Origin of the sequence: Phaeobacter sp. HF9A (assembly GCF_011806385.1) — a bacterium.
In the GTDB taxonomy this organism is placed as follows: Bacteria; Pseudomonadota; Alphaproteobacteria; order Rhodobacterales; family Rhodobacteraceae; genus Epibacterium.
This window is the reverse complement of the sequence record NZ_JAATOX010000029.1, coordinates 1-20,163: the sequence shown is the minus strand read 5'-3', so window position 1 is coordinate 20,163 and position 20,163 is coordinate 1. Positions and strand designations below refer to the sequence as shown.

The following is a 20,163-nucleotide window of genomic DNA, read 5'->3' as shown; positions in this document are numbered from 1 at the left end:
GTCATTATTGCGGCCAGTCCTTGGCGCGCTCTTTCAGGAAGCGCACGAAGCTCTGGACCTTGTTGGTGCGGTGCAGATCGACATGGGTCACCAGCCAGAGATTGCTGGACCATTCCTCCATCGGGGCCATCACCTGGACCAGATCCGTGTCGCTCGCCGCCTCCCAAAGGGAGACAAACCCCAGCCCAGCCCCCGCGCGGATCGCATGGCGGGCGGATTCGGCATCCGAGCAGCGAAAGACGATGTTCTCCTCCGGGACCGCATCGCGCAACCAGCGCTCGAAGGGCGCGCGGCTGTCGGCATTGTCGCTGGCGACAAACCGGTGGTTGACCATGTCGTCCTGCCCCTTGAGCATGCCATGCTCCTCGACATAGCCGCGCGAGCCATAAAGCCCGAGCCGCGCATTCAGGAAGGGCTGCACCACATTGTCGGGCTGTTCCGGGACGGCACCAGCGCGCAGCGCCACATGGGCTTCGCCATATTCCAGACGGAACAAACGGTCCCCGGTCAGATAGCGAATGACCAGATCCGGGTGGCGGCGACGGAACTCCGCCAGCTCCGGCGCCAGCATCGGCGCCATGGAGGAGAGCGAGGTGACCACCAATTCGCCCGAGACCTCGTCGCCCTGCCCCTTCAGGCGGCCCACAAGCTGGCTGAACTGATCGTCGGTGGCCTGCGCCACGCGCAACAGATCCAGCCCCGCCTCTGTCGGGGTATAGCCGCGGGCATGACGCTGGAAGAGCTTCACCCCCAGCCAGGACTCGATCGCATCAATATGTCGGATCACCGTGGCGTGGTGCACGCCCAGAACCTCGGCCGCGCCGCTCACCGTTCCCAGTCGCGCCACCTGATAGGCGGTCCGCACCTCATCCCAGTTGTCCATGCTGCCCTGCCACGCAATATAGTGTTCAAAGACCTGCGCACATCCGCACAGTTCCCCGCCAGTATCACAAATTGCGTTCGCAGGTGCAAATGATCATCGCGCGACAGGGCACAAGCCTGCGGAGCCTAGATCCACTCCGGCGTGATGCCGATCTTGTCAAAAAAGCGCATCAGGTCCGCACGCGGAATAGCCAGGGTGCGGTCGTTGACCAGCGGATGCATATAGATGACATCGGCCTCTCTCGCCTCTGCATCCATGACAAAGCGCACATCTTTCGGCGCGCCGGTGATCATCGCCAGCGGGCTGACGGCGCCGGGGCGGATGCCGAGGAACTCCAGCAGCCGGTCCGCCGAGCCAAAGGAAAGACCACTCGCGCCGAGCTCGGCGCCCAGCGCTTTCAGGTCGATCTCGCGGTCCTGATTGAGCGACACCAGATAGTTGCGCTTCTTGCGGTCCCGCAGATAGAGGTTTTTCAGCCGCAGGGCCTGTTCGCCGGGCACCAGCAGATCCGCCTCGACCGCCTTGGCCTCTTCGACCGTGCGCAGCGGCACATGCTGGTGCAGCACATAGGAAATGCCCCAGTCATCGAGCTGCGCCAGCAGCGCGTCTGACGACAGCGGCAGGCTGTCCTGAAATGCGGATGAAGCGTCCATCTGGCCCTCGCGTGATCTTTGATCCTGTCGCGGGTGTTGTGGCAGAAGACCCGCCCCCTCGGCAACGCGATTTTGTGGCGCGGTCCTGCCCTCAGGCGACCGCCGCAACCCGGGGCAGCGCAGTGTTGAGCCAGCCAGCATCCAGTTCGGCAATCTTCTCGGGCCGGAAGCGCTCTGCCTGCTCCCAATAGCGCCCGGAGGGCACGAAATACCCCAGCGCCTGTTCGCGGTTGCGCAAATCCAGCGCCCGCTGCCGATCAAAATAGGTCGGGGCCGTCTGGGTCAGCGTCTCCAGGCTTGCGCGCTGATAGGGCAGGACGCTCTCATAGGGGCTGAGGTTGACCACGGCGCAGCCCTGCTCTGCGGCGAAATACTCCAGACGCCGGGCCTTGGCCGGCAGATTGGCCAGGGTCACATCGGCGCGCAGCGGATCTGCCGTGCCCTCCCCGTAGAAATGCGTCGCGCCGGTCTTGGGGTAGACCATATCGCAGCCAAAGTAACACAGATGGGTCGGGTTGAGCGCCGCCAGGGCCCAATACCCCGCGGTAAAGGCCATCGTGCCCCCGGCATAGACAAAGCCGCCAAAGCTGTTCTGCGCCGGCACATAGTCCACGGCCGTCACCAGCCGCTGCCCTGATTCCAGCAAGACCGGACGACGATCCAGCGGGAAGTCCTCTGGGTGAATCATATGGCTCCAGTCAGGGCGAATGCCCCAGGCGTTGTTGATCGCAACCACATGGTCAAACGCGTCACGCGGCCAGTCGGCAGCTTCGGTCGCATAGGGTGCACTTCCAAGAATAAGAACTTTCGTCATGACTATACTCTTCTCCCTATGTGCAGCCGAAAGAGCCTTGTACACTCTGGCAGCGGCGGGTCAATGTGATCTCGCCGCGCAAGAGTGTAGCGAGTGCAGCCAAAGGCGGCGACCCGCCAGAAATAGCGGTCTTGGGTCGATATCCGCCGATGCGCCGGCAGGCCCGATATATCGGTTTTGCGCAGTCTGGCTTGACTCTTGCCCGCTGTAGCGATAGGCCCTCTTCAAATCCCGGGAGCAACTGTGTCTTCCGGTCCCTGACCCGTGTCGGGGATCGCCCTCCACCAGCGCGTTGCGCCCGTGGGGGCCTCTCTGCTTGGAGAGCCCCCATTCTGCCATCGCACCCTTGGGCGATTGTGTTCCGTTTCACCGCTCCTTACATCAGGGGCACGCATCATAAACCGGCAAAGGAGGCCGAAGGCATGTTTGAAAATCTATCCGAACGCCTATCCGGTGTCTTTGACCGGCTGACCAAACAGGGCGCCCTCTCTGAGGATGACGTCAAGACCGCCCTGCGCGAGGTCCGCGTTGCCCTGCTCGAAGCCGATGTCTCGCTGCCGGTGGCGCGTGATTTTGTCAAACGGGTGCAGGAAGAGGCCACCGGCCAGGCGGTCACCAAATCGGTGACCCCCGGTCAGCAGGTCGTCAAGATCGTGCATGACGCGCTCGTCGAGACCCTGCGCGGCGAGGGGGATCCCGGCGCGCTGAAGATCGACAACCCGCCCGCGCCGATCCTGATGGTCGGCCTGCAAGGCTCGGGTAAAACCACCACCACCGGGAAACTCGCCAAGCGGCTGAAGGACAAAGAGGGCAAGAAGGTCCTCCTTGCCTCGCTCGACGTCTATCGCCCGGCGGCGATGGAACAGCTCGCGGTGCTCGGCGCCCAGGTCGGCGTGGATACCTTGCCGATCGTGCCCGGACAAACCCCGGTCGATATCGCCAAACGCGCCAAGCAACAGGCCGCGCTGGGTGGTTATGACGTCTATATGCTGGACACCGCCGGTCGTTTGCAGATCGACGAAGTCCTGATGAAAGAGGTCGAGGACGTCCGCGACGTGGTCACCCCGCGCGAAACGCTCCTTGTGGTCGATGGTCTGACCGGTCAGGTCGCGGTTGAGGTCGCCGAGGAATTCGACGCCAAGATCGGCATCTCCGGCGTGGTGCTCACCCGAATGGACGGCGACGGGCGCGGCGGTGCGGCGCTCTCGATGCGCGCGGTAACCGGCAAGCCGATCCGCTTTGTCGGCCTCGGCGAGAAGATGGATGCCATCGAGACCTTCGAGCCGGATCGGATCGCGGGCCGCATCCTCGGCATGGGCGACATCGTCGCGCTGGTCGAGAAGGCACAGGAAACCATCGAGGCCGAACAGGCCGAGCGCATGATGAAGCGCATGATGAAAGGTCAGTTCAACATGAACGACCTGCGCATGCAGCTGGAACAGATGCAGCAGATGGGCGGCATGCAGGGCATGATGCAGATGATGCCGGGCATGGGCAAAATGGCCAAGCAGGTCGAAGACTCCGGTTTCGACGACAAGGCCATCCTGCGCCAGATCGCCATGATCCAGTCGATGACCAAGAAAGAACGCGCCAACCCGGCGCTGTTGCAGGCCAGCCGCAAGAAACGCATCGCGGCGGGCTCCGGCATGCAGGTCTCCGACCTCAACAAGCTTTTGAAAATGCACCGCCAGATGGCGGACATGATGAAGAAAATGGGCAAGATGGGCAAAGGCGGCATGCTGAAACAGGCCATGAAAGGCATGTTCGGCAAGGGCGGCGGCATGCCCGATATGGCCGGTGGCCTGCCCGGCGGCATGGATCCCAGCCAAATGGACCCCAAGGCGCTGGAAGCGGCGGCAAAGGCCATGGGCGGCAAAGGCGGTCTTGGGGGCCTCGGCGGTCTTGGCGGTCTCGGTGGCGGCATGGGCCTGCCCGGTGGCCTCTCCGGTTTCGGGAAGAAGAAATGATCACCTGCACCCTGCGATACGAAATCGACCCCGATCAGGTTGCGGCCTTTGAGGCCTATGCACGTGTCTGGATCGGTCTGGTGAACCGCATGGGCGGCACGCACCACGGCTACTGGCTGCCCAGCGAGGGCGCCAATGATGTGGCCTATGCGATGTTCTCCTATCCCTCGCTGGCCGCCTATGAAGCCTATCGCATCGCCTCCGCCGATGATGTCGAGTGCCAGACCGCCTTTGCCTTTGCCCAGCGCACCGGCTGTATCCGCCGCTATGATCGCAGCTTCACCCGCCCGGTTCTGGACGCGGCCCCGATCGAGGCGCTTGAGACCTTCTGATGAGTTCCGCCCCCACCATAGAAACCGATCGCCTGATCCTGCGCCCGCATGAGGCCAGCGATCTGGACCCGTTCTGGAACTTTTTCCAGAGCGACCGGTCCCGCTATGTGGCAAAGCCGGACAGTTTCTCGCAGATGTGGACCGGCCTGATGGCGGAGATCGGCTCCTGGGAGGTCTTCGGCTGGGGTGGTCTGGCGATCGAGACCAAGGACGGCGAGTTTGCGGGCCAGGTCTGCATCAGCCAGCCGCCGCATTTCCCGGAACTGGAGCTGGGCTGGATCGTCTTTGACGGGTTCGAAAGCCTCGGCTTTGCCTTTGAGGCCGCCTCTGCGATGCGCGACTATGCCTTCGAGATTCTGGAAGTGCCGACGCTGGTCAGCTACATCGACCAGAAGAACCGGCGATCCATCGCGCTGGCCAAGCGTATGGGCGCGGCGCTGGACCCGGATGCGCCGACCTATGACGCCATGGATCTGGTCTATCGCCACCTGCCCGACAGCTCTGGCCCGGGACTGGAGGCCTACGCATGAGCACCCCCTCCATTCCGGTGATCGAAACCCGTCGTCTGGTGTTGCGCGGCCCCGAGGCCGTGGATTACCCGAACTTCAAGGCCACGTTTTCCTCATACCGCGCGCGCTTCATGGGCGGGCCTCTCAATACCTATGAGACCTGGATGCTCTATGCTGCCGAGATCGGCCATTGGCAGATCCGCGGCTTTGGCATGTGGATGATCCACGACAAGCTGACGGATGAGACCTACGGCATGGCCGGCGGCTGGCAGCCCGCAGGCTGGCCAGAGCGCGAGATCGCCTGGATCATCTGGCCCGAAAAGGCCGGCAAGGGCTATGCGCTGGAAGCCACCCATGCGGCGCGCAATTACTTCTACACCAAGGCCGGCTGGGACGGCGCGGTCAGCTACATCGACCCCAAGAACCTCGATTCGATCCGTCTGGCAGAGCGCCTCGGCGCCAAGAAGGACCACGAGGCGCAGACCATCGACGGCAATGACGCGGTCTATCGCCACCCCGCCCCGAAACAGCTGCGCGACAGCCAGCTGGCGCATGGCATCGAGATGGAAATCGGCCATTACGCCGACCCAATGTTCAAACCGAAAGGATGGGCCATTGACTGACAGCACGACCGATCCTGTTGCCCGCGCGGCCGAAATCCTCAAGGGTCACCGCGAGAGCATCGACCGCCTTGACGCCATTCTGGTCTACACCCTGGGAGAGCGCTTCAAGCACACCCAGGCGGTGGGGCTGCTCAAGGCAACACACGACCTTCCCCCGTCCGATCCCACGCGCGAAGCCGCGCAGATCGCACGTCTCGAAGAGCTGGCGAAAGAGGCCGACCTCGACCCGGAATTCGCCAAGGCGTTCTTGAACTTCATCATTGATGAGGTCATCCGTCACCACAAGAAACACCAGGAATAAGCGGGCAACCCTGATCTCAGGACACCCGTTCAACGCCATCAAAGGAGAATGAAACCATGGCAATGAAAATCCGTTTGGCCCGCGGCGGCTCCAAGAAACGCCCCTTCTACCGCATCGTGGCTGCTGACAGCCGCATGCCGCGCGATGGCCGTTTCATCGAAAAGCTCGGCACCTATAACCCGCTGCTGCCGAAAGACAGCGAAGAGCGCGTGAAAATGGACCTCGACGCCGTCAAAGCATGGCTCGACAAAGGCGCCCAGCCGACCGACCGCGTTGCCCGTATGCTCGAAGCAGCAGGCGTTCTGGCCAAGAAAGAGCGCAACAACCCGAAAAAAGCCGTCCCGGGCAAAAAAGCTCAGGATCGCGCTGAAGAAAAAGCAGCCAAGGCCGCTGACGCAGCCGAAGCCGCAGCAGACGCGGAATAATCACATGATCGGGGCGGCGCAGGATGCAAAGGGCTGTTTCCCGCAGGCATTTCGTGCCGAACTCGATCTGTTGATGAAGCTGCGCCGGGACGTCCGGCGCTTTCGCAGCGACCCGGTGGATGAGGCAGTGCTGACGCGCTGCCTCTCTGCCATCTCGCTGGCGCCCTCTGTGGGGCTCAGCGAACCCTGGCGCGTCATCCGCGTCGAGAGCGAGACCGCCCGCGCGGCGGCGCTCAGGAATTTCGAAGCCGCCAATGCCGAGGCGCTGGCGGATTACAGCGAGGACCGCGCCGCACAATACGCGCGCCTGAAACTCTCGGGAATGCGCGAGGCCCCGGTGCAGATCGCGTTTTTCTGCGATGACGAGACCGACAAGGGCCATGGGCTCGGCGCCCGCAGCATGCCGGAAATGCGCCGCTATTCCGTGGTCACCGCCGTCACCCTGTTCTGGCTGGCCTTGCGCGCCGAAGGGCTCGGCCTCGGCTGGGTCTCGGTCCTGGACCCGGAACAGATGGCGCGCGATTTGCAGGTGCCCGAAAGCTGGAGCCTGATCGGCTATTTCTGCATCGGCCACCCGGAGCATCTGTCGGACACGCCGGAGCTGGAGCAGGAAGGCTGGGAGCAGCGCTTCGCCGCCCTGCCGCTGGAAACCCGCTGAGCAGATGGGGCTGATCCGCATGTTGATCTTGACCCTGCTCGCCTTTGGCGCCGGGGTGCTCTATGAACGCAGCGGCGCCCATACGCGCTGCACCGCCTCCGGTGGCGACTGGACACGAACTGAAACGGGGACCGGCATGATCTGCCGGATGTGAGATGACCGAAGCCAAGGATGATCTGATCTGTGTGGGCGCGCTTGCGGGCTCCTTCGGTGTGCGCGGCGAGGTGCGGCTGAAAAGCTTCTGCGCCATTCCCGAGGAAATCGAGGACTATTCGCCGCTGCTGAACGAGGACGGCACGAAATCCTATACGCTGGCCCTCACCCGCGCGGTCAAGAACGGCTTTGCCGCTCGCATTATCGACGTGGAAACCAAGGAGCAGGCCGACGCGCTGAAAGGCGTGCAGCTCTATGCAAGGCGCGACCAATTGCCCTCGCTGCCGGATGACGAATACTACCACGCCGACCTGATCGGGCTTGAGGTCTATGACACCGGCGGCGCGCTCCTGGGCCCGGTCAAATCGGTGCAGAACCACGGCGCCGCCGATCTGCTGGAAATCCAGGGCACAGGCCAGTCCGCAACCGTACTGCTGCCCTTCACGCTGGCGGCGGTGCCAACCGTGGATCTGGACAAGGGCCGCATCATCGCCGACCCGCCCGAAGGGCTGTTCTGATTTTTCGGCTTGCTCCAAATACCTCGGAGCGCGAGGCAGCGCCTCGCCCCTCTTCAAACCTGTGCGCCGCAGGCGCCCCGCTTTCCCGCCCGCATTCGCCGGAGACCGCCCCATGACCGATAAACCCAGCCGCTCCCATGGCCGTCTCTCGATCGGTGCCACGGTCAAGCCGCGCGAGCTGATGCGCGACACCCCGGATCTGGCGGGCGTCTGGAAGGCCAAGATCCTGACGCTGTTTCCCGGCGCCTTTCCCGGCGTTCTGGGCGAAAGCCTCACCGGCAAGGCGCTGCAACAGGGGCTCTGGCAGCTGGAAACCATCGACCTGCGCCCCTTTGGGATTGGCAAACACAAGAACGTCGATGACACCCCCGCGGGGGGCGGCGCCGGCATGGTGCTGCGCGCCGATGTGCTCGGCGAGGCGATCGAGAGCGCCATGGCAGGCACGCGCGGCAACTGGCCCCTGATCTACCTCTCGCCGCGCGGGCGGCGGATGGATCAGCAGATGATGCAGAATCTGGCCCGCTGCGATGGTATGACCCTGCTCTGTGGCCGCTTTGAAGGCGTCGACGAGCGGGTGCTGGAGCATTACGGCATCATGGAGGTCTCGCTGGGGGATTTTGTGATGACCGGCGGCGAGCTGGCCGCGCAGGCGCTGATTGACGCCACCGTGCGACTGATCCCCGGCGTGCTGGGCAATCAGGACTCCACCGAGGAAGAGAGCTTCTCCTCCGGCCTTCTCGAACATCCGCAATACCCCCGCCCCGCCGAGTGGAAGGGCCACCAGATCCCCGATGTGCTGATGTCCGGCCACCACGGCAAGATCGCCGAATGGCGCCAGCAGATGAGCGAAGACATCACCAGAACCCGCCGCCCCGACCTCTGGGAAGCCTATCGCCGCAAGCGGGACGGCGAGGAATAGGTGCCAGAATATTGCCCTGCCGCGCGCCGCATGCTTTAGTCTCTCCTATCTGATAAAAACAGGAGAGCTCTGACGTGGCTGGGAAATTCGAACTCTACACCGATAAGGCGGGCGAATATCGCTTTCGCCTGAAAGCAGGCAATGGCGAGAACATCCTCGCCAGCGAAGGCTACAAGCAAAAAGCCAGCGCCGAGAACGGCATCGAGTCGGTCAAGAAAAACGCTCCCGACGACAACCGCTACGAGCGCAAGGAAACCGCGGCCGAGAAGCATATGTTCAACCTCAAGGCCAGCAACGGCCAGGTGATCGGCACCTCCCAGAGCTACACCAGCGCCTCGGGCCGCGACAATGGCATCGAGTCGGTCAAGAAAAACGCCCCCGACGCCGAGGTTGTGGATCTCACCTGATCCCCGGAGCTGACCCCAGAGATTTGCCTCTGCCGCGCCAGATCTCTGCGGCAGAGGCAACTACAGTTGGCCGCCGCGTGCCGCCCGCTGCCGCGCCTTGCTCGCGACGCGCAGCAACTGCTGAAACTTTCCACAGTCCAGATGATCTTTGGCCGGGCAGTCCGCCACATGGTCCAGCATCTGCGCCAGCGCATCCATTTGCCTAGCCTGCTGGCGCAAATCCTCGGCGCGCGCGTGCAGATCCTCACGCGGCAACGCAGGCCGTCCGCCGGGGCCGAACATCTGCGCGATCTCTTCCAGCGAGAACCCTGCCCGTTTCCCCAGCGCAATCAGTGACAATACCTGCAAGACCTCCGGCCCGTATTGCCGCCGCAGCCCGCGCCGCGCCAGAGCCTGGATAAGGCCCTTTTCCTCGTAATAGCGCAGGGCCGAGGGCGGCACGCCGCTTTCTGCCGTGACCTCCGCGATATCCAGCAATTTCATGTTTGACCTCAAGCTGACTTGAATTCGTAGCCTGCCCTGCGACTCATGATTTTGCAAGGATTGCCCACATGACATCGACCTCCCGCCCTGTGTTTTGCGACCGCCGCGCGCTTGCGCTTTTGCTCGCTGCCTCATTGATCACCATGGCCAATTCCGCCATCAGCCCGGCGCTCCCCGGGTTGGAGGCCCGTTTTGGTGATCACCCGCAGGCGGCGCTCCTGACCCGGCTGCTGGTGCCCGCCCCCTCGCTGGCGGTGGTGCTCATCGCCGCGCCCTGCGGGTATCTGGTGGACCGCCTCGGGCGGCGGCCCCTCTTGCTGGCTGGCGTGGCGCTCTTTGCCATCGCGGGCTGCATGGGCCTGATCCTGCCCAGCCTTGAAGCCCTGCTGGCCAGCCGCCTGTTGCTTGGCGTCGCGGTGGCGCTGATCATGACGTCGCAGACCGCCCTGGTGGCCGACTATTATCAGGGCGCAGCGCGCAGCCGGATCCTGGGCTTGCAGATCTCGGCCCGCAACCTCGGCGGATTGTTTGCCATCACCACGGCGGGGCTTCTAGCGACCCGGCGGCCCGCAGATGCCTTTGCGGTGCATGCGGTGGCGCTGCTGGTCCTGCCGCTGCTCTGGTACGCGCTGCCGGAGCCCCACCGCGCCTCCGCGCCGCAGCGCACAACGTCGCAGCCCCGCGTGATCGCCACCACAGATGTATCAGCGCCCGGCTGGCGCCTGCCGATTTTCGCCACGGCAGCGCTCCAGATGCTGACGACGGTCTGCTTCTTTATCATGCCCACGCAGATCCCCTATTTCCTCAGCCAGAACGGCCTTGGCAACACCGCCATCATTGGCAGCGTCATGGGCGCGCTCACCCTTGCCGGAGCGCTCACCGCGTTGCGCTATGGCACGCTAAAATCTCGCATGGGCCATGCGCGCATGTTCAGCCTCGGCTTTGCGCTGATGGGGAGCGGGCTGGCGCTCCTGTCGCGCGCGCCGGAGCTGCCGCTGATCTATCTGGGCGCTGCGCTGGTCGGCGTCGGCTTTGCTGCGGTGACGCCGAATTTCACCGAAATCGCCCTGCATGCGGCCCCACCCGAGCGGCGCGGGCGGGTGTCCGGCATCCTGACCACCTCGGTCTATCTCGGCCAGATCGCCTCGCCGCTGATCACCCTGCCTCTGATCCGCAGCCTGGGCTATTCCGGCAGCTTCCTCGCCCTCGCCTGCGTACTCATTCTTTGCGCGGCAACCGCGCTGCTGTGGCACGGCCTGCACCGCGCCCAACACCAGCCGCTTTGACCGGGCGACACGCCCGAACGGGCTTGCAAACAAGGCCTATCTGGCCTAATTACCGCGCGTCCGGGGCTCTTTTTGAGTCGCCGGACCTGTTTTGTATTGCGATATCGCGTTTTCTTCGACGGCGATGCTTCCGCAAGACCGCGACGACAAAGAAATGAGATCTCATCTCTGGCGGGCGTCCCGGGGTTCCTTGAACCCCTCGGGCGGACCCGGTGAAGGCCAAGAGCTCTGGGTGTCAAACCAACTTCGTGGACATAACCGCGAGCAAAAAAGGAGAAGATCAGATGGATCTGATCGCACAGATCGAGGCGGAGCAAATTGCCGCCCTGGGGAAAACCATCCCTGACTTCAAGGCCGGTGACACCATCCGCGTCGGCTACAAAGTGACCGAGGGCAGCCGCTCCCGCGTTCAGAACTACGAAGGCGTCTGCATCAGCCGCAAAAACGGCAGCGGCATCGCTGGCTCTTTCACAGTTCGCAAGATTTCCTTTGGCGAAGGCGTGGAACGTGTGTTCCCGCTGTTCTCGACCAACATCGAATCCATCGAGGTTGTCCGTCGTGGCCGCGTCCGTCGCGCCAAACTCTACTACCTGCGCTCGCGTCGCGGCAAATCTGCCCGTATCGCGGAAGATTCGCACTACAAAGCCAAGAAAGCCTGAGGAGCGGTATCATGAAAAAAGATATTCATCCCGATTACCACTTCATCGACGTCAAAATGACCGATGGCACCGTCCTCAAAATGCGCTCCACCTGGGGCAAAGAGGGCGACCAAATGGCGCTGGACATCGACCCCTCCGTGCACCCCGCATGGACCGGCGGTTCGTCCCGTCTGATGGACACCGGCGGCCGCGTGTCCAAGTTCAAAAAGAAATACGAAGGCCTGGGTTTCTAAGCCAATCCTTCCACGGGTTTATCCACAAGGATACCGTAAACAGACGCCGCCCTCCGGGGCGGCGTTTTGCGTTCTATGCTTCAAATTCGCGCTATTCTCCGCAGATCCCATTTTCCTGAAAATAGGCTCTAACTCGGGTCTATTGGCCGCTTTTCATTGATTCGCAGCCGCCCTATAGTCGCGTCAAAGCAAAAGGCGGCGCGGCCGAAGCGGCGCAGATTTGAAGGGATCCGGTAGATGGCGCATATCATTGTCGTCGGAAACGAAAAGGGCGGCGCGGGGAAATCCACCGTCTCCATGCATGTGGCCACAACACTGGCGCGGATGGGCTATAAGGTTGCGGGGCTGGATCTCGATCTGCGGCAGCGCTCGCTGGGGCGCTACCTGGAAAACCGGCTGGCCTTCATTGCCGCATCGAATGTGAGCCTGCCGATGGTGGCCCTGCACGAGCTGCCGGAGATCGACCCCGACACCTTGCAGCCGGGCGAAAACATCTATGATCTGCGCCTCTCTGCTGCCATTTCAGAGCTGGAACCGGAGTATGACTTCATCCTGATCGACTGCCCCGGCTCCCACACCCGGCTGAGCCAGGTGGCGCATTCGCTGGCCGACACGCTGGTCACGCCGCTGAACGACAGTTTTGTCGATTTCGACCTGCTGGCGCATACGGATGAGAAGGGCGAAAAAATCAAAGGCCCCTCCGTTTATTCCGAAATGGTCTGGAACGCCCGCCAGCTGCGGGCGCAGGCCGGGCTGCCGCCGATCGACTGGATCGTGATCCGCAACCGGGTCGGCACCCAGCGCATGGTCAACAAGGAAAAGATGGAGCGCGCGATCAATATGCTCTCCAAACGCATCGGTTTTCGGGTGGCGCCGGGCTTTTCCGAACGGGTGATCTTTCGCGAATTGTTCCCGCGCGGGCTGACGCTGCTGGACCTCAAGGACGTAGGCGTGAAGCAGCTCAACATTTCCAATATCGCAGCGCGGCAAGAGCTGCGCGACATGATGAAGGCATTGAACCTGCCCGAGGTGGAGATCGACATTTAGTTTCTGGAGCAGATCAGCCCTGGAAATCGTGGCGAGGCTGGCGGTCGATGCTGATCGGTTCCGCCCCCTCTGGCGATCCACCTGCGGTGGGCCGCTTCGGGGTCGGCGGAGGGCGCGCGCCGGGCCAGAGGCCCGGCGCGCGCGGGTCCACCCGGAACGGGTGGAAACATCTCTCTTGGTCAGGGATCGACGGTCATTGACGTGTCAACTGCTCCGACAGCCTGGGGCGTATATAGGGTAAAGAGCTCCACAGGCTCCGCCACCCCGCGCAGCATGTAGCGGCCGACAGAGATCAGGTCCTCCCGGTCACGCCCCGCCGCATTGCGCACCTCCTCAGAGAGGATAATCGCCCGATCCACCGTGCGATGCAGATCCGCAATCCGCGCTGTCAGGTTTACCGCCGGGCCGATTACCGTGAAATCCAGCCGGCTCGGCGCGCCGATATTGCCATAGAGGATCTCTCCGGCGTGCAGTGCCAGGGAATAGTCGGCCAGCGGCTTTGCGTCCTGCACCCGGCTGGCATTCAGCACCTCCATCCGCTGCGCCAATTCCGCCACAGCCCGCAGCGCCGCCTGCGCGTCCTCCTCCAGGGTGCCGAGATTGAACATCGCCATCACCCCATCGCCCATGAACTTCAGGATATTGCCGCCATGGGACTGGATCACCTCGACCACATGACCGAAGTAATCGTTCAGCATCTCCACCAGCGCTTCGCCAGGGAGCTGCTCGGACAGTTTGGTAAAGCCACGCAGGTCAAACAGGCAGATCACCGCGTCGATCAATTGTAGGGAACCACGCTGTATCTCGCCTGACAGCACCCGCTCGCCCGCGTCCCGACCCAGATAGACCTTCAGCAGCGCCCGCCCCATTTCGCGGTTACTTGCCGCTGACAGCACCACCACCAGCGTTTCAAAGCAGCCGCGAATGGTCTCGCAGTGCCGCGCGGCCTCCTCTGGCGGGCAGTCGAAACACCAGGAGGCCACCACCCCCTCGCCGCCGATATGATCGAGATCGTAATCCTCCCGGGTCATCTTGCCCAGCGGTTGCCATTGGGCGAAGTAAGCCCGCGCGCCCATGGCGTGCAGCTCGGGAAACACCGGGAAACGTGTCACCTCTGCCCCGGTCAGATCGGCAAACAGCTCCGCGTCACAGTTTGCCAACATCGCGTAAAAAGGGCTGTTGTACCATTCATCCTGCGGCCCGGTCTGGAGATGGCCGAAATACTGCGAGGCCATGCCATCGGCACGGGTCCAGGTGAAACCGATGCCGCCGAATTCCGGGTGCAGCGCCCGCTGCGCCAATTGCATGCGCAGCAAGGGCACACCTCTGTTGACCAGCTGTTCGCAGAGCGCGCGCAACAGGCTCTCGCGGTCCTGCTCACGCAGCCCCTGCTGGACCAACCAGCTGTTCAATTCTGAGGTACAAGACATCATCGGCAACAAACCCTATAGGCGGCAAAGGCGGTGATACCAGCTGTAGCTACAGGTCGGGGGATTGCCAACTGCGGACAGGCGCGGCACTGGCGCCAGAGCGCCGCCCCTCTGTCATGGCTTGGGGTGGTCGTCCCATTCGTCATTGAGGATCCGACGCGCATCCCCCTCGGGGTCGTCGTATTGATCGGATCGCACGGTATAGATGAAACCGATCAGCCCTACCCCGCCGAGGATCAGGGAAATCGGAATCAAATAGGATAACACGTTCATAGTCAGGGTCCTTTGCCGCGCAGCCTAGCGCAGGCGCAGCGCGTTGAGCGACACGGTGATCGACGAGCTGGACATCGCCAGCGCGGCAATCAAGGGCGTCGCGAGGCCGGCGATCGCCAGCGGCACCGCGATGATATTATAGATCGTGGCAATGCGAAAGTTCTGCCGGATCCGCCGGGTGGCGCGTTCGGCGATGCCGCAGGCCTCGGCGATCGGGGAGAGGTCCTGACCCAGCAGCACAATATCCGAGGCCACCCGCGCCGCATCCAGCGCCGAGGCGGGCGAGATCGAAACATGCGCCCCCGCCAGCGCCGCCGTATCGTTGAGCCCGTCGCCAACCATCAGAACCTTGTGCCCCTCGCGGGTCAGCGCCGCCACCCGTTCGGCCTTATGTTCCGGCAGCGCTTCGGCCACCCAGTGACGCAGGCCAAGACGCGTCGCCAGATCCTCCACCGCGGCGGTGGTATCACCCGAGATCAGGATCACCCGCTTGCCGGCCTCTTGCAGCCTGGTCACCGCCTCCTCGGCGCCGGGCCGCAGGGCATCGACAAAGCGGATCGCAACGGGTGTCCCCTGCCCCAGGTCCAGCCAGGTCGCGGTCTGCACCCCTTTGACATCGCCACCAACCCAGGCGGCGCGCCCCAGACGCACGCGCGTGCCTGCAAGCGTCGCTTCGGTGCCATAGCCCGGAACCTCGGTCAGATCCTTAAGGACGGCGGGCTCTGCGCCTGCTGCGCGGGCGGCTTGTGTCAATGCCCGCGCCAGAGGATGCGAGGAGCCCTCGGCCAGTGCCAGCGCAACAGAGAGCTGCGCCTCTGAGAGATCCGCGAGGTTCACCACCTCGGGCGTGCCTGCCGTCAGCGTGCCGGTCTTGTCAAACACCACGGTATCGACCTCGGCCAGACGCTCCAGCGCGGTGGCGTGTTTGACCAGAAACCCGGAGCGAAACAGCCGGCCAGAGGCCGCCGTGGTCACCGCTGGCACCGCCAGCCCCAGCGCGCAGGGGCAGGTGATGATCAGCACCGCCGCCGCGATATTCAGCGCCACACGCACGTCGTAGGTAAAGAGATACCAGCCCAGAAAGGCCAGCAGCGACAGGATATGCACCCCCGGCGCATAGAGCTTGGCCGCGCTGTCGGCCAGTGAGGTATAGCGCGCCCGCCCCGATTCCGCGATCGCCACCAGATCCGCCATCCGATGAAGCGAGGTATCCTGCCCGACCGCCGTCGCCCGCAGCGTGAGCGGACCGGTCAGGTTGACCTCCCCCGCCGAGACCTGCGCACCGGGTTCGGCCAGCACCGGCAGCGTCTCGCCGGTCAGAAGCGAGCGATCCAGCTCCGAGCTGCCCTCGACGATCACGCCGTCCACCGGCATCCGCCCACCGGGGCGCACGCGGATCAGATCGCCCACTGCCAGATCGGTCACCGTGACTTCGATTTCCTGTCCCTGCCCGTCCAGCCGCCAGGCGCGGGGGACCTCCAGCGCGGTCAGCTCTTCCGCCGCCGAGCGGGCCGCCGCACGGGTGCGATGGTCCAGATACCGCCCCGCCAGCAGGAAAAATGTCAATGTTAGAGCCGCATCGAAATAGGCATGCTCCCCCGAGAGAGACGTTTCCCAAAGCGAGGTAATCAGCGAGAGCAGCAACGCCAGAACGATCGGCACATCCATATTGAGCCGCCCGGCCCGCAGCGCGCCCCAGGCGTGTTTGAAAAACGGCTGCGCCGCATAGGTGATAGCAGGCAGGGTAATGGCGGCGGAAATCCAGTGGAACATGTCCCGCGTCGCGTCCGAGGCCCCGGACCAGACCGAGATCGACAGAAGCATCACGTTCATCGAGGCAAAGCCCGCCACCGCCAGCCGCACCAGCAGCTCGCGCCCGGCGCGGTCGGTGGCCGTTGCGCCGAGGGCCGCAAGATCCAGCTCATGCGCCTCATAGCCCAGCCCCTCGCAGACCGGGATCAGATCGCGGGCGCCCATACCGGGGTCGGCCTCGATCAGCGCCCGTTTCAAGGTTAGGTTGACGCGGGCGGAATGCACCCCCGGCACCGCGTTCAGGCCCCGCTCGACCGCCGCAATACAGGCCTGGCAATGGATCGTCGGCAGCGAAATCGCCAAGCGCGCTTCGGTGGGAGCGGTCTCCACCGCCTCGGTCGGGGCGGCGATGCAGCCAGGGCAGACGGCGGTCTGATGTCGCATCTGCGCGGTCATTGGCGTGCTCCGCGCCACGCATAGTCAGTGGCCCTATATGCAACTTGATCCAACGCCGTCTCCCCTTTTTGCTCAGCCTTGCTTGTGCAGGATCACCCGCTGTGAAAACTCGGTGCCATCCTTGGCACGCGCCACCATACGGATGTTCCAGTTCCCCGGCGCCAGCTTGGCCTCGGCCACATAGGCGGTGCCATCAAACACGAACTCCGGCGTCTGATCATCCTTCACATGGGTCGCGCGCCCCAGGATCGCGTCCAATGCGGCAAGCTCGACCGGATTGCCGTCCTTGTCGGTGATTTCCAGCTTCACATGCCCGTCGGTCGCGGAGGCATAGACCGACCAGCCGAGCGCCTGCTGGGCGTGAAGGCGGGCGTTGAATTCCTGGCTGGCGACATAGGAGTTCGCCACCTCCAGCCCCGGAAAGGTCCGCACCGCGCTCACCGCCATATAGACGTTCACCGCAATGATGATGCCAAAGGCCCCGACACAGAGCGCCAGCATATGTTTGCCGGTAAATTCACGCGGTGTCTTGCTCGCCTTGCTGGTCATGGATCAGTCCCCCCGTCCGTTAAAGGTGGTATCGCGCGAGGCGCGCTCGCCCGAGCTCAGATCCTCGACCCAGAGCCGCACTTCGGTGGCCTCCGCATTGGCAGGGGCGCTGGATTTGGGCGCCTCGATGTAGACCCGTTGCAGGCTGGCTGTATCTGCCGGCACCATCACCGTCGCCCCCTCCTCGCCCTCAAGCGAGAGGGAGAAGACCGGGTTGCCGGTGAGCGAGAGTTCGAATTCACGGGCCTCGCCATGTTTGTTCGCCAGGCGCACGTCATAGGCGTTGCGGATGGTCCCATCCGAGAGGGTGACATAGGTCGGGTTCCGTACCGGCGCCACGGTCATGCTGATATCGGCCCGGATGAACAATGCAAAAAGCAGCCCCAGACCCACCGCACCCCAAAGCGTGGTATACATGATCGTGCGCGGCCGCAGGATGTGTTTCCACACCGGGCGCGGCGGCTTGCCCGCGCGTTCGTTGGTTTCGTCCGATAGCGCCATATAGTCGATCAGCCCGCGCGGTTTGCCCACCTTGGTCATGATATCGTCGCAGGCATCAATACAAAGCGCGCAGGTGATGCACTCCATCTGCTGACCATCGCGGATGTCGATCCCCATCGGGCAGACGTTCACGCAAGCCATACAGTCAATGCAATCGCCCAGGTTTTCCGTTTCGGCGGATTTGCGGTGCTTGCCACGCGGCTCGCCGCGCCAGTCGCGATACCCAACGGTCAGCGTATCCTCATCCATCATCGCCGACTGAATGCGCGGCCAGGGGCAGGCATAAATACAGATCTGCTCGCGCGCGAAGCCACCAAAGAAAAACGTGGTGAAGGTCAGCACCGCCATGGTGGTATAGGCCACCGGATGCGCCTGGCCGGTCACCAGATCATGCAGCAGGGTCGGCGCGTCGGCAAAGTAGAACACCCAAGCCCCGCCGGTCGCCAGACCGATCAGCAGCCAGACGACCCATTTGGTCAGCCGCAGGCGAATTTTACGCAGATCCAGCTTTTTCTGGCGATGCAGGCGCAGGCGGGCGTTGCGGTCGCCTTCGATCCAGCGTTCCACCAGGATAAACAGGTCGGTCCAGACGGTTTGCGGGCAGGTATAGCCGCACCAGACCCGCCCCAGCGCCGAGGTAAACAGAAACAGCCCAAGCCCCGCCATAACCAGAAGCCCGGCGACGAAGTAGAATTCATGCGGCCAGATCTCGATCCAGAAGAAATAGAACCGACGCCCGGCCAGATCCAGCAGCACCGCCTGATCCGGCAGTTCCGGGCCTCGGTCCCAACGGATCCAGGGCAGGACGTAATAGATACCCAGGGTGACTGCCATGATCACCCATTTCAGGTTGCGGAATTTCCCTGACACTCGGCGGGGAAAGATGGGCTCCCTGGCGGCATAAAGGCTGGGGGCTGGACTCGAATCGCTCAACGCATTGGCTCCGGTCTTGTGACAGGTCTGATGGTGTTCTCTCAGAGGCGGGGCATCGAGACTTTGACGTGGATCAAAAATCGCATCCAACATGTGCTTTTTGTCAACATGCCATAATCCGCGAGAACAGACTGCACAGGAGCGCAGTCAGCTGTCAGCGATAGAATCCCGCTCCCGGCGCAGCCAGTTGACGAAGTGTCGCGCACCCGGCCGCAGCACCCCGGGACGATGCGCGATATGATAGCCACGGCCTTTTTCTTCGCAGAACAGCTGCACCAGACGTCCCTCCGCGATGTCGGGTGCGACAAAAGCTTGCACCGAGACCGCCACCCCCTGCCCGGCGCGCAGCGCATCCATCAGCAGGTTGCCCGGCAATTTGATTCGCCCCGCCTTCACCGCCTCGGTGACGCCGCGCGACTTCAGCCAGACAGAGGCTTCATTGGTGCCGATCTCCTCCAGCCAGGGCAGATCGAGCAGGTTTTCCGGCCGTGTTACCGATCGCCCGTCGAGCAGCCCCGGCGCCGCCACCACCACCATGGGCGAGGCCAGCAGCATCTCCGTCTCCATCCCCGGCCAGTCGCCTTTGCCATAGCGCAGGGCGATGTCGATGCCGCCCGGCACAAGTTGCATCACCTCGCCGGAGGGGTCGATCACCAGATCCACGTCAGGATGGGCCTGTCGGAACACCGGCAGGCGCGGCATCAGCCAATGGGTCGCAAACATCGGCGTGCAGGTCACATGCAGGGGCTGACCCGCGCCGCGCACCGTCAGATCCTGCACCGCGCTGCGGATGGCGCCAAAGCCGAGCGTCAAGGCCTGCGCCAATTGCTCCCCCTCTGGCGTCAGCCGCAGCGACCGCCCCGAGCGATCCAGCAGCGCCAGCCCCATATGCGCCTCCAGCTGGCGCAATTGCTGGCTGATCGCTGCGTGGCTGACGTTCAACAATGCGCCCGCCCGCTGCACATGGCCGGTCTCGGCAAAAACGGCAAAAGCCCTGAGGGCCGCGAGGGAGGGCATGTCGCGCCAGCTCATATGTAAGCCAACCTTACATTATGGATTTCTTCCTGACTCGCATGACTGGTCTCTTTTCGCAAGAGTACAAACAGATCCAGCGTGTGGATCTCAGAAAAGGAGATCGGACCATGTTAAATGATATTTATGCCCGCAGCATGCTGACCGCGACCCGCCATTGCGATGTGCCACAAAGACCGCTGCCCAGCGCTTATCGCAAACCCCGCCAGCGGCCTTCTCTGCTGCGCCAGCTGCTGCGCCACCTCGCCGCCGCCTCGGCCAAGGGCAAGATATCCCTGGCGGAGGGCCCAAAGCTCCAGCATCCGGTCAATTGCAAATAATGCGTCCTGTCGGAGGTGTTTCGCTTCGGGCTTTGCCCGAAGCGACC

General features: G+C 63.4%; 26 protein-coding genes. 16 read left to right on the top strand and 10 right to left on the bottom strand.

The features are described 5' to 3' along the window. Window positions 1–4 precede the first annotated feature (4 nt). From HCZ87_RS07605 to HCZ87_RS07595, 3 genes are all read right to left on the bottom strand, one after another. A complete protein-coding gene (locus tag HCZ87_RS07605; protein WP_167643161.1) occupies window positions 5–883 on the bottom strand; it encodes a LysR family transcriptional regulator in 879 nt (292 codons plus the stop codon). Between the two features lie 125 nt (window positions 884–1,008). Then, entirely contained in the window at window positions 1,009–1,536 is a 528-nt protein-coding gene (locus tag HCZ87_RS07600) for a prolyl-tRNA synthetase associated domain-containing protein (RefSeq protein WP_167643160.1), read from the bottom strand. 91 nt (window positions 1,537–1,627) lie between these two features. Beyond that, window positions 1,628–2,350 carry a hypothetical protein gene (locus HCZ87_RS07595; protein WP_167643159.1) on the bottom strand — a complete coding sequence of 241 codons (723 nt, stop codon included), beginning with the start codon at window positions 2,348–2,350 and terminating at the stop codon, window positions 1,628–1,630. A 422-nt stretch (window positions 2,351–2,772) separates the two neighbouring features. Here HCZ87_RS07595 and ffh point away from each other — a divergent pair, with 422 nt between their 5' ends. The 11 genes from ffh to HCZ87_RS21295 all read left to right on the top strand — a co-directional run bounded on the left by ffh (window position 2,773) and on the right by HCZ87_RS21295 (window position 9,162). After that, window positions 2,773–4,317 (top strand): signal recognition particle protein, encoded by a 1,545-nt coding sequence (ffh, locus tag HCZ87_RS07590; protein WP_167643158.1) that lies wholly within the window; start codon window positions 2,773–2,775, stop codon window positions 4,315–4,317. Then, window positions 4,314–4,649, top strand: a complete 336-nt coding sequence (locus HCZ87_RS07585; RefSeq protein WP_167643157.1) for an NIPSNAP family protein — start codon at window positions 4,314–4,316, stop codon at window positions 4,647–4,649. The genes ffh and HCZ87_RS07585 overlap by 4 nt, the downstream gene beginning before the upstream one ends. Then, window positions 4,649–5,179 (top strand): GNAT family N-acetyltransferase, encoded by a 531-nt coding sequence (locus HCZ87_RS07580; protein ID WP_167643156.1) that lies wholly within the window; start codon window positions 4,649–4,651, stop codon window positions 5,177–5,179. Before HCZ87_RS07585 ends, HCZ87_RS07580 begins: the two co-directional genes overlap by 1 nt. Next, window positions 5,176–5,781: a GNAT family N-acetyltransferase gene (locus tag HCZ87_RS07575; protein ID WP_167643155.1), complete on the top strand. Its 606-nt coding sequence runs from the start codon at window positions 5,176–5,178 to the stop codon at window positions 5,779–5,781. Before HCZ87_RS07580 ends, HCZ87_RS07575 begins: the two co-directional genes overlap by 4 nt. Continuing rightward, window positions 5,774–6,082 (top strand): chorismate mutase, encoded by a 309-nt coding sequence (locus tag HCZ87_RS07570; protein ID WP_167643154.1) that lies wholly within the window; start codon window positions 5,774–5,776, stop codon window positions 6,080–6,082. The genes HCZ87_RS07575 and HCZ87_RS07570 overlap by 8 nt, the downstream gene beginning before the upstream one ends. A 56-nt stretch (window positions 6,083–6,138) precedes the next feature. Beyond that, window positions 6,139–6,507 carry a 30S ribosomal protein S16 gene (gene rpsP, locus HCZ87_RS07565; RefSeq protein ID WP_167643153.1) on the top strand — a complete coding sequence of 123 codons (369 nt, stop codon included), beginning with the start codon at window positions 6,139–6,141 and terminating at the stop codon, window positions 6,505–6,507. Between the two features lie 4 nt (window positions 6,508–6,511). Beyond that, the gene (gene bluB, locus HCZ87_RS07560; RefSeq protein ID WP_167643152.1) at window positions 6,512–7,165 is read left to right on the top strand and encodes a 5,6-dimethylbenzimidazole synthase; all 654 of its coding nucleotides are present in this window, start codon (window positions 6,512–6,514) and stop codon (window positions 7,163–7,165) included. Window positions 7,166–7,184: 19 nt separating this feature from the next. Then, window positions 7,185–7,319 carry a hypothetical protein gene (locus HCZ87_RS21210; RefSeq protein ID WP_303048836.1) on the top strand — a complete coding sequence of 45 codons (135 nt, stop codon included), beginning with the start codon at window positions 7,185–7,187 and terminating at the stop codon, window positions 7,317–7,319. 1 nt (window position 7,320) lies between these two features. Then, window positions 7,321–7,836, top strand: a complete 516-nt coding sequence (gene rimM, locus HCZ87_RS07555; RefSeq protein ID WP_167643151.1) for a ribosome maturation factor RimM — start codon at window positions 7,321–7,323, stop codon at window positions 7,834–7,836. A 112-nt stretch (window positions 7,837–7,948) separates the two neighbouring features. Continuing rightward, window positions 7,949–8,755: a tRNA (guanosine(37)-N1)-methyltransferase TrmD gene (gene trmD, locus HCZ87_RS07550; protein ID WP_167643150.1), complete on the top strand. Its 807-nt coding sequence runs from the start codon at window positions 7,949–7,951 to the stop codon at window positions 8,753–8,755. A gap of 74 nt (window positions 8,756–8,829) precedes the next feature. After that, entirely contained in the window at window positions 8,830–9,162 is a 333-nt protein-coding gene (locus tag HCZ87_RS21295; RefSeq protein WP_167643149.1) for a YegP family protein, read from the top strand. A gap of 60 nt (window positions 9,163–9,222) precedes the next feature. Here HCZ87_RS21295 and HCZ87_RS07540 read toward each other — a convergent pair whose 3' ends face one another. After that, window positions 9,223–9,645, bottom strand: a complete 423-nt coding sequence (locus HCZ87_RS07540; RefSeq protein ID WP_167643148.1) for a helix-turn-helix domain-containing protein — start codon at window positions 9,643–9,645, stop codon at window positions 9,223–9,225. A 68-nt stretch (window positions 9,646–9,713) separates the two neighbouring features. Between HCZ87_RS07540 and HCZ87_RS07535 the strand changes: the two genes are divergently transcribed. The 4 genes from HCZ87_RS07535 to HCZ87_RS07520 all read left to right on the top strand — a co-directional run bounded on the left by HCZ87_RS07535 (window position 9,714) and on the right by HCZ87_RS07520 (window position 12,870). Then, entirely contained in the window at window positions 9,714–10,931 is a 1,218-nt protein-coding gene (locus tag HCZ87_RS07535) for an MFS transporter (RefSeq protein ID WP_167643147.1), read from the top strand. A 284-nt stretch (window positions 10,932–11,215) separates the two neighbouring features. Then, entirely contained in the window at window positions 11,216–11,590 is a 375-nt protein-coding gene (gene rplS / locus HCZ87_RS07530; RefSeq protein ID WP_167643146.1) for a 50S ribosomal protein L19, read from the top strand. Between the two features lie 11 nt (window positions 11,591–11,601). Beyond that, a complete protein-coding gene (gene rpmE, locus HCZ87_RS07525) occupies window positions 11,602–11,823 on the top strand; it encodes a 50S ribosomal protein L31 (RefSeq protein WP_167643145.1) in 222 nt (73 codons plus the stop codon). A gap of 237 nt (window positions 11,824–12,060) precedes the next feature. Beyond that, on the top strand, window positions 12,061–12,870 hold the full coding sequence (locus HCZ87_RS07520; protein WP_167643144.1) for a division plane positioning ATPase MipZ: 810 nt from the start codon (window positions 12,061–12,063) through the stop codon (window positions 12,868–12,870). A 179-nt stretch (window positions 12,871–13,049) separates the two neighbouring features. Here the strand turns inward: HCZ87_RS07520 and HCZ87_RS07515 are convergent, their stop codons facing one another. From HCZ87_RS07515 to HCZ87_RS07490, 6 genes are all read right to left on the bottom strand, one after another. After that, window positions 13,050–14,303 (bottom strand): adenylate/guanylate cyclase domain-containing protein, encoded by a 1,254-nt coding sequence (locus tag HCZ87_RS07515; RefSeq protein WP_167643143.1) that lies wholly within the window; start codon window positions 14,301–14,303, stop codon window positions 13,050–13,052. A 111-nt stretch (window positions 14,304–14,414) separates the two neighbouring features. Then, the gene (ccoS, locus tag HCZ87_RS07510) at window positions 14,415–14,573 is read right to left on the bottom strand and encodes a cbb3-type cytochrome oxidase assembly protein CcoS (protein WP_167643142.1); all 159 of its coding nucleotides are present in this window, start codon (window positions 14,571–14,573) and stop codon (window positions 14,415–14,417) included. A gap of 24 nt (window positions 14,574–14,597) precedes the next feature. Continuing rightward, on the bottom strand, window positions 14,598–16,781 hold the full coding sequence (locus tag HCZ87_RS07505) for a heavy metal translocating P-type ATPase (RefSeq protein WP_167643141.1): 2,184 nt from the start codon (window positions 16,779–16,781) through the stop codon (window positions 14,598–14,600). 72 nt (window positions 16,782–16,853) lie between these two features. Continuing rightward, window positions 16,854–17,330, bottom strand: coding sequence for a FixH family protein (locus tag HCZ87_RS07500; protein ID WP_167643140.1), 477 nt, complete (start codon window positions 17,328–17,330; stop codon window positions 16,854–16,856). Window positions 17,331–17,333: 3 nt separating this feature from the next. Further along, a complete protein-coding gene (gene ccoG, locus HCZ87_RS07495) occupies window positions 17,334–18,764 on the bottom strand; it encodes a cytochrome c oxidase accessory protein CcoG (protein WP_167643139.1) in 1,431 nt (476 codons plus the stop codon). Between the two features lie 147 nt (window positions 18,765–18,911). Further along, entirely contained in the window at window positions 18,912–19,796 is an 885-nt protein-coding gene (locus tag HCZ87_RS07490; protein ID WP_167643138.1) for a LysR family transcriptional regulator, read from the bottom strand. 110 nt (window positions 19,797–19,906) lie between these two features. Here HCZ87_RS07490 and HCZ87_RS07485 point away from each other — a divergent pair, with 110 nt between their 5' ends. Next, on the top strand, window positions 19,907–20,116 hold the full coding sequence (locus HCZ87_RS07485; RefSeq protein WP_167643137.1) for a hypothetical protein: 210 nt from the start codon (window positions 19,907–19,909) through the stop codon (window positions 20,114–20,116). Window positions 20,117–20,163: the final 47 nt, after the last annotated feature.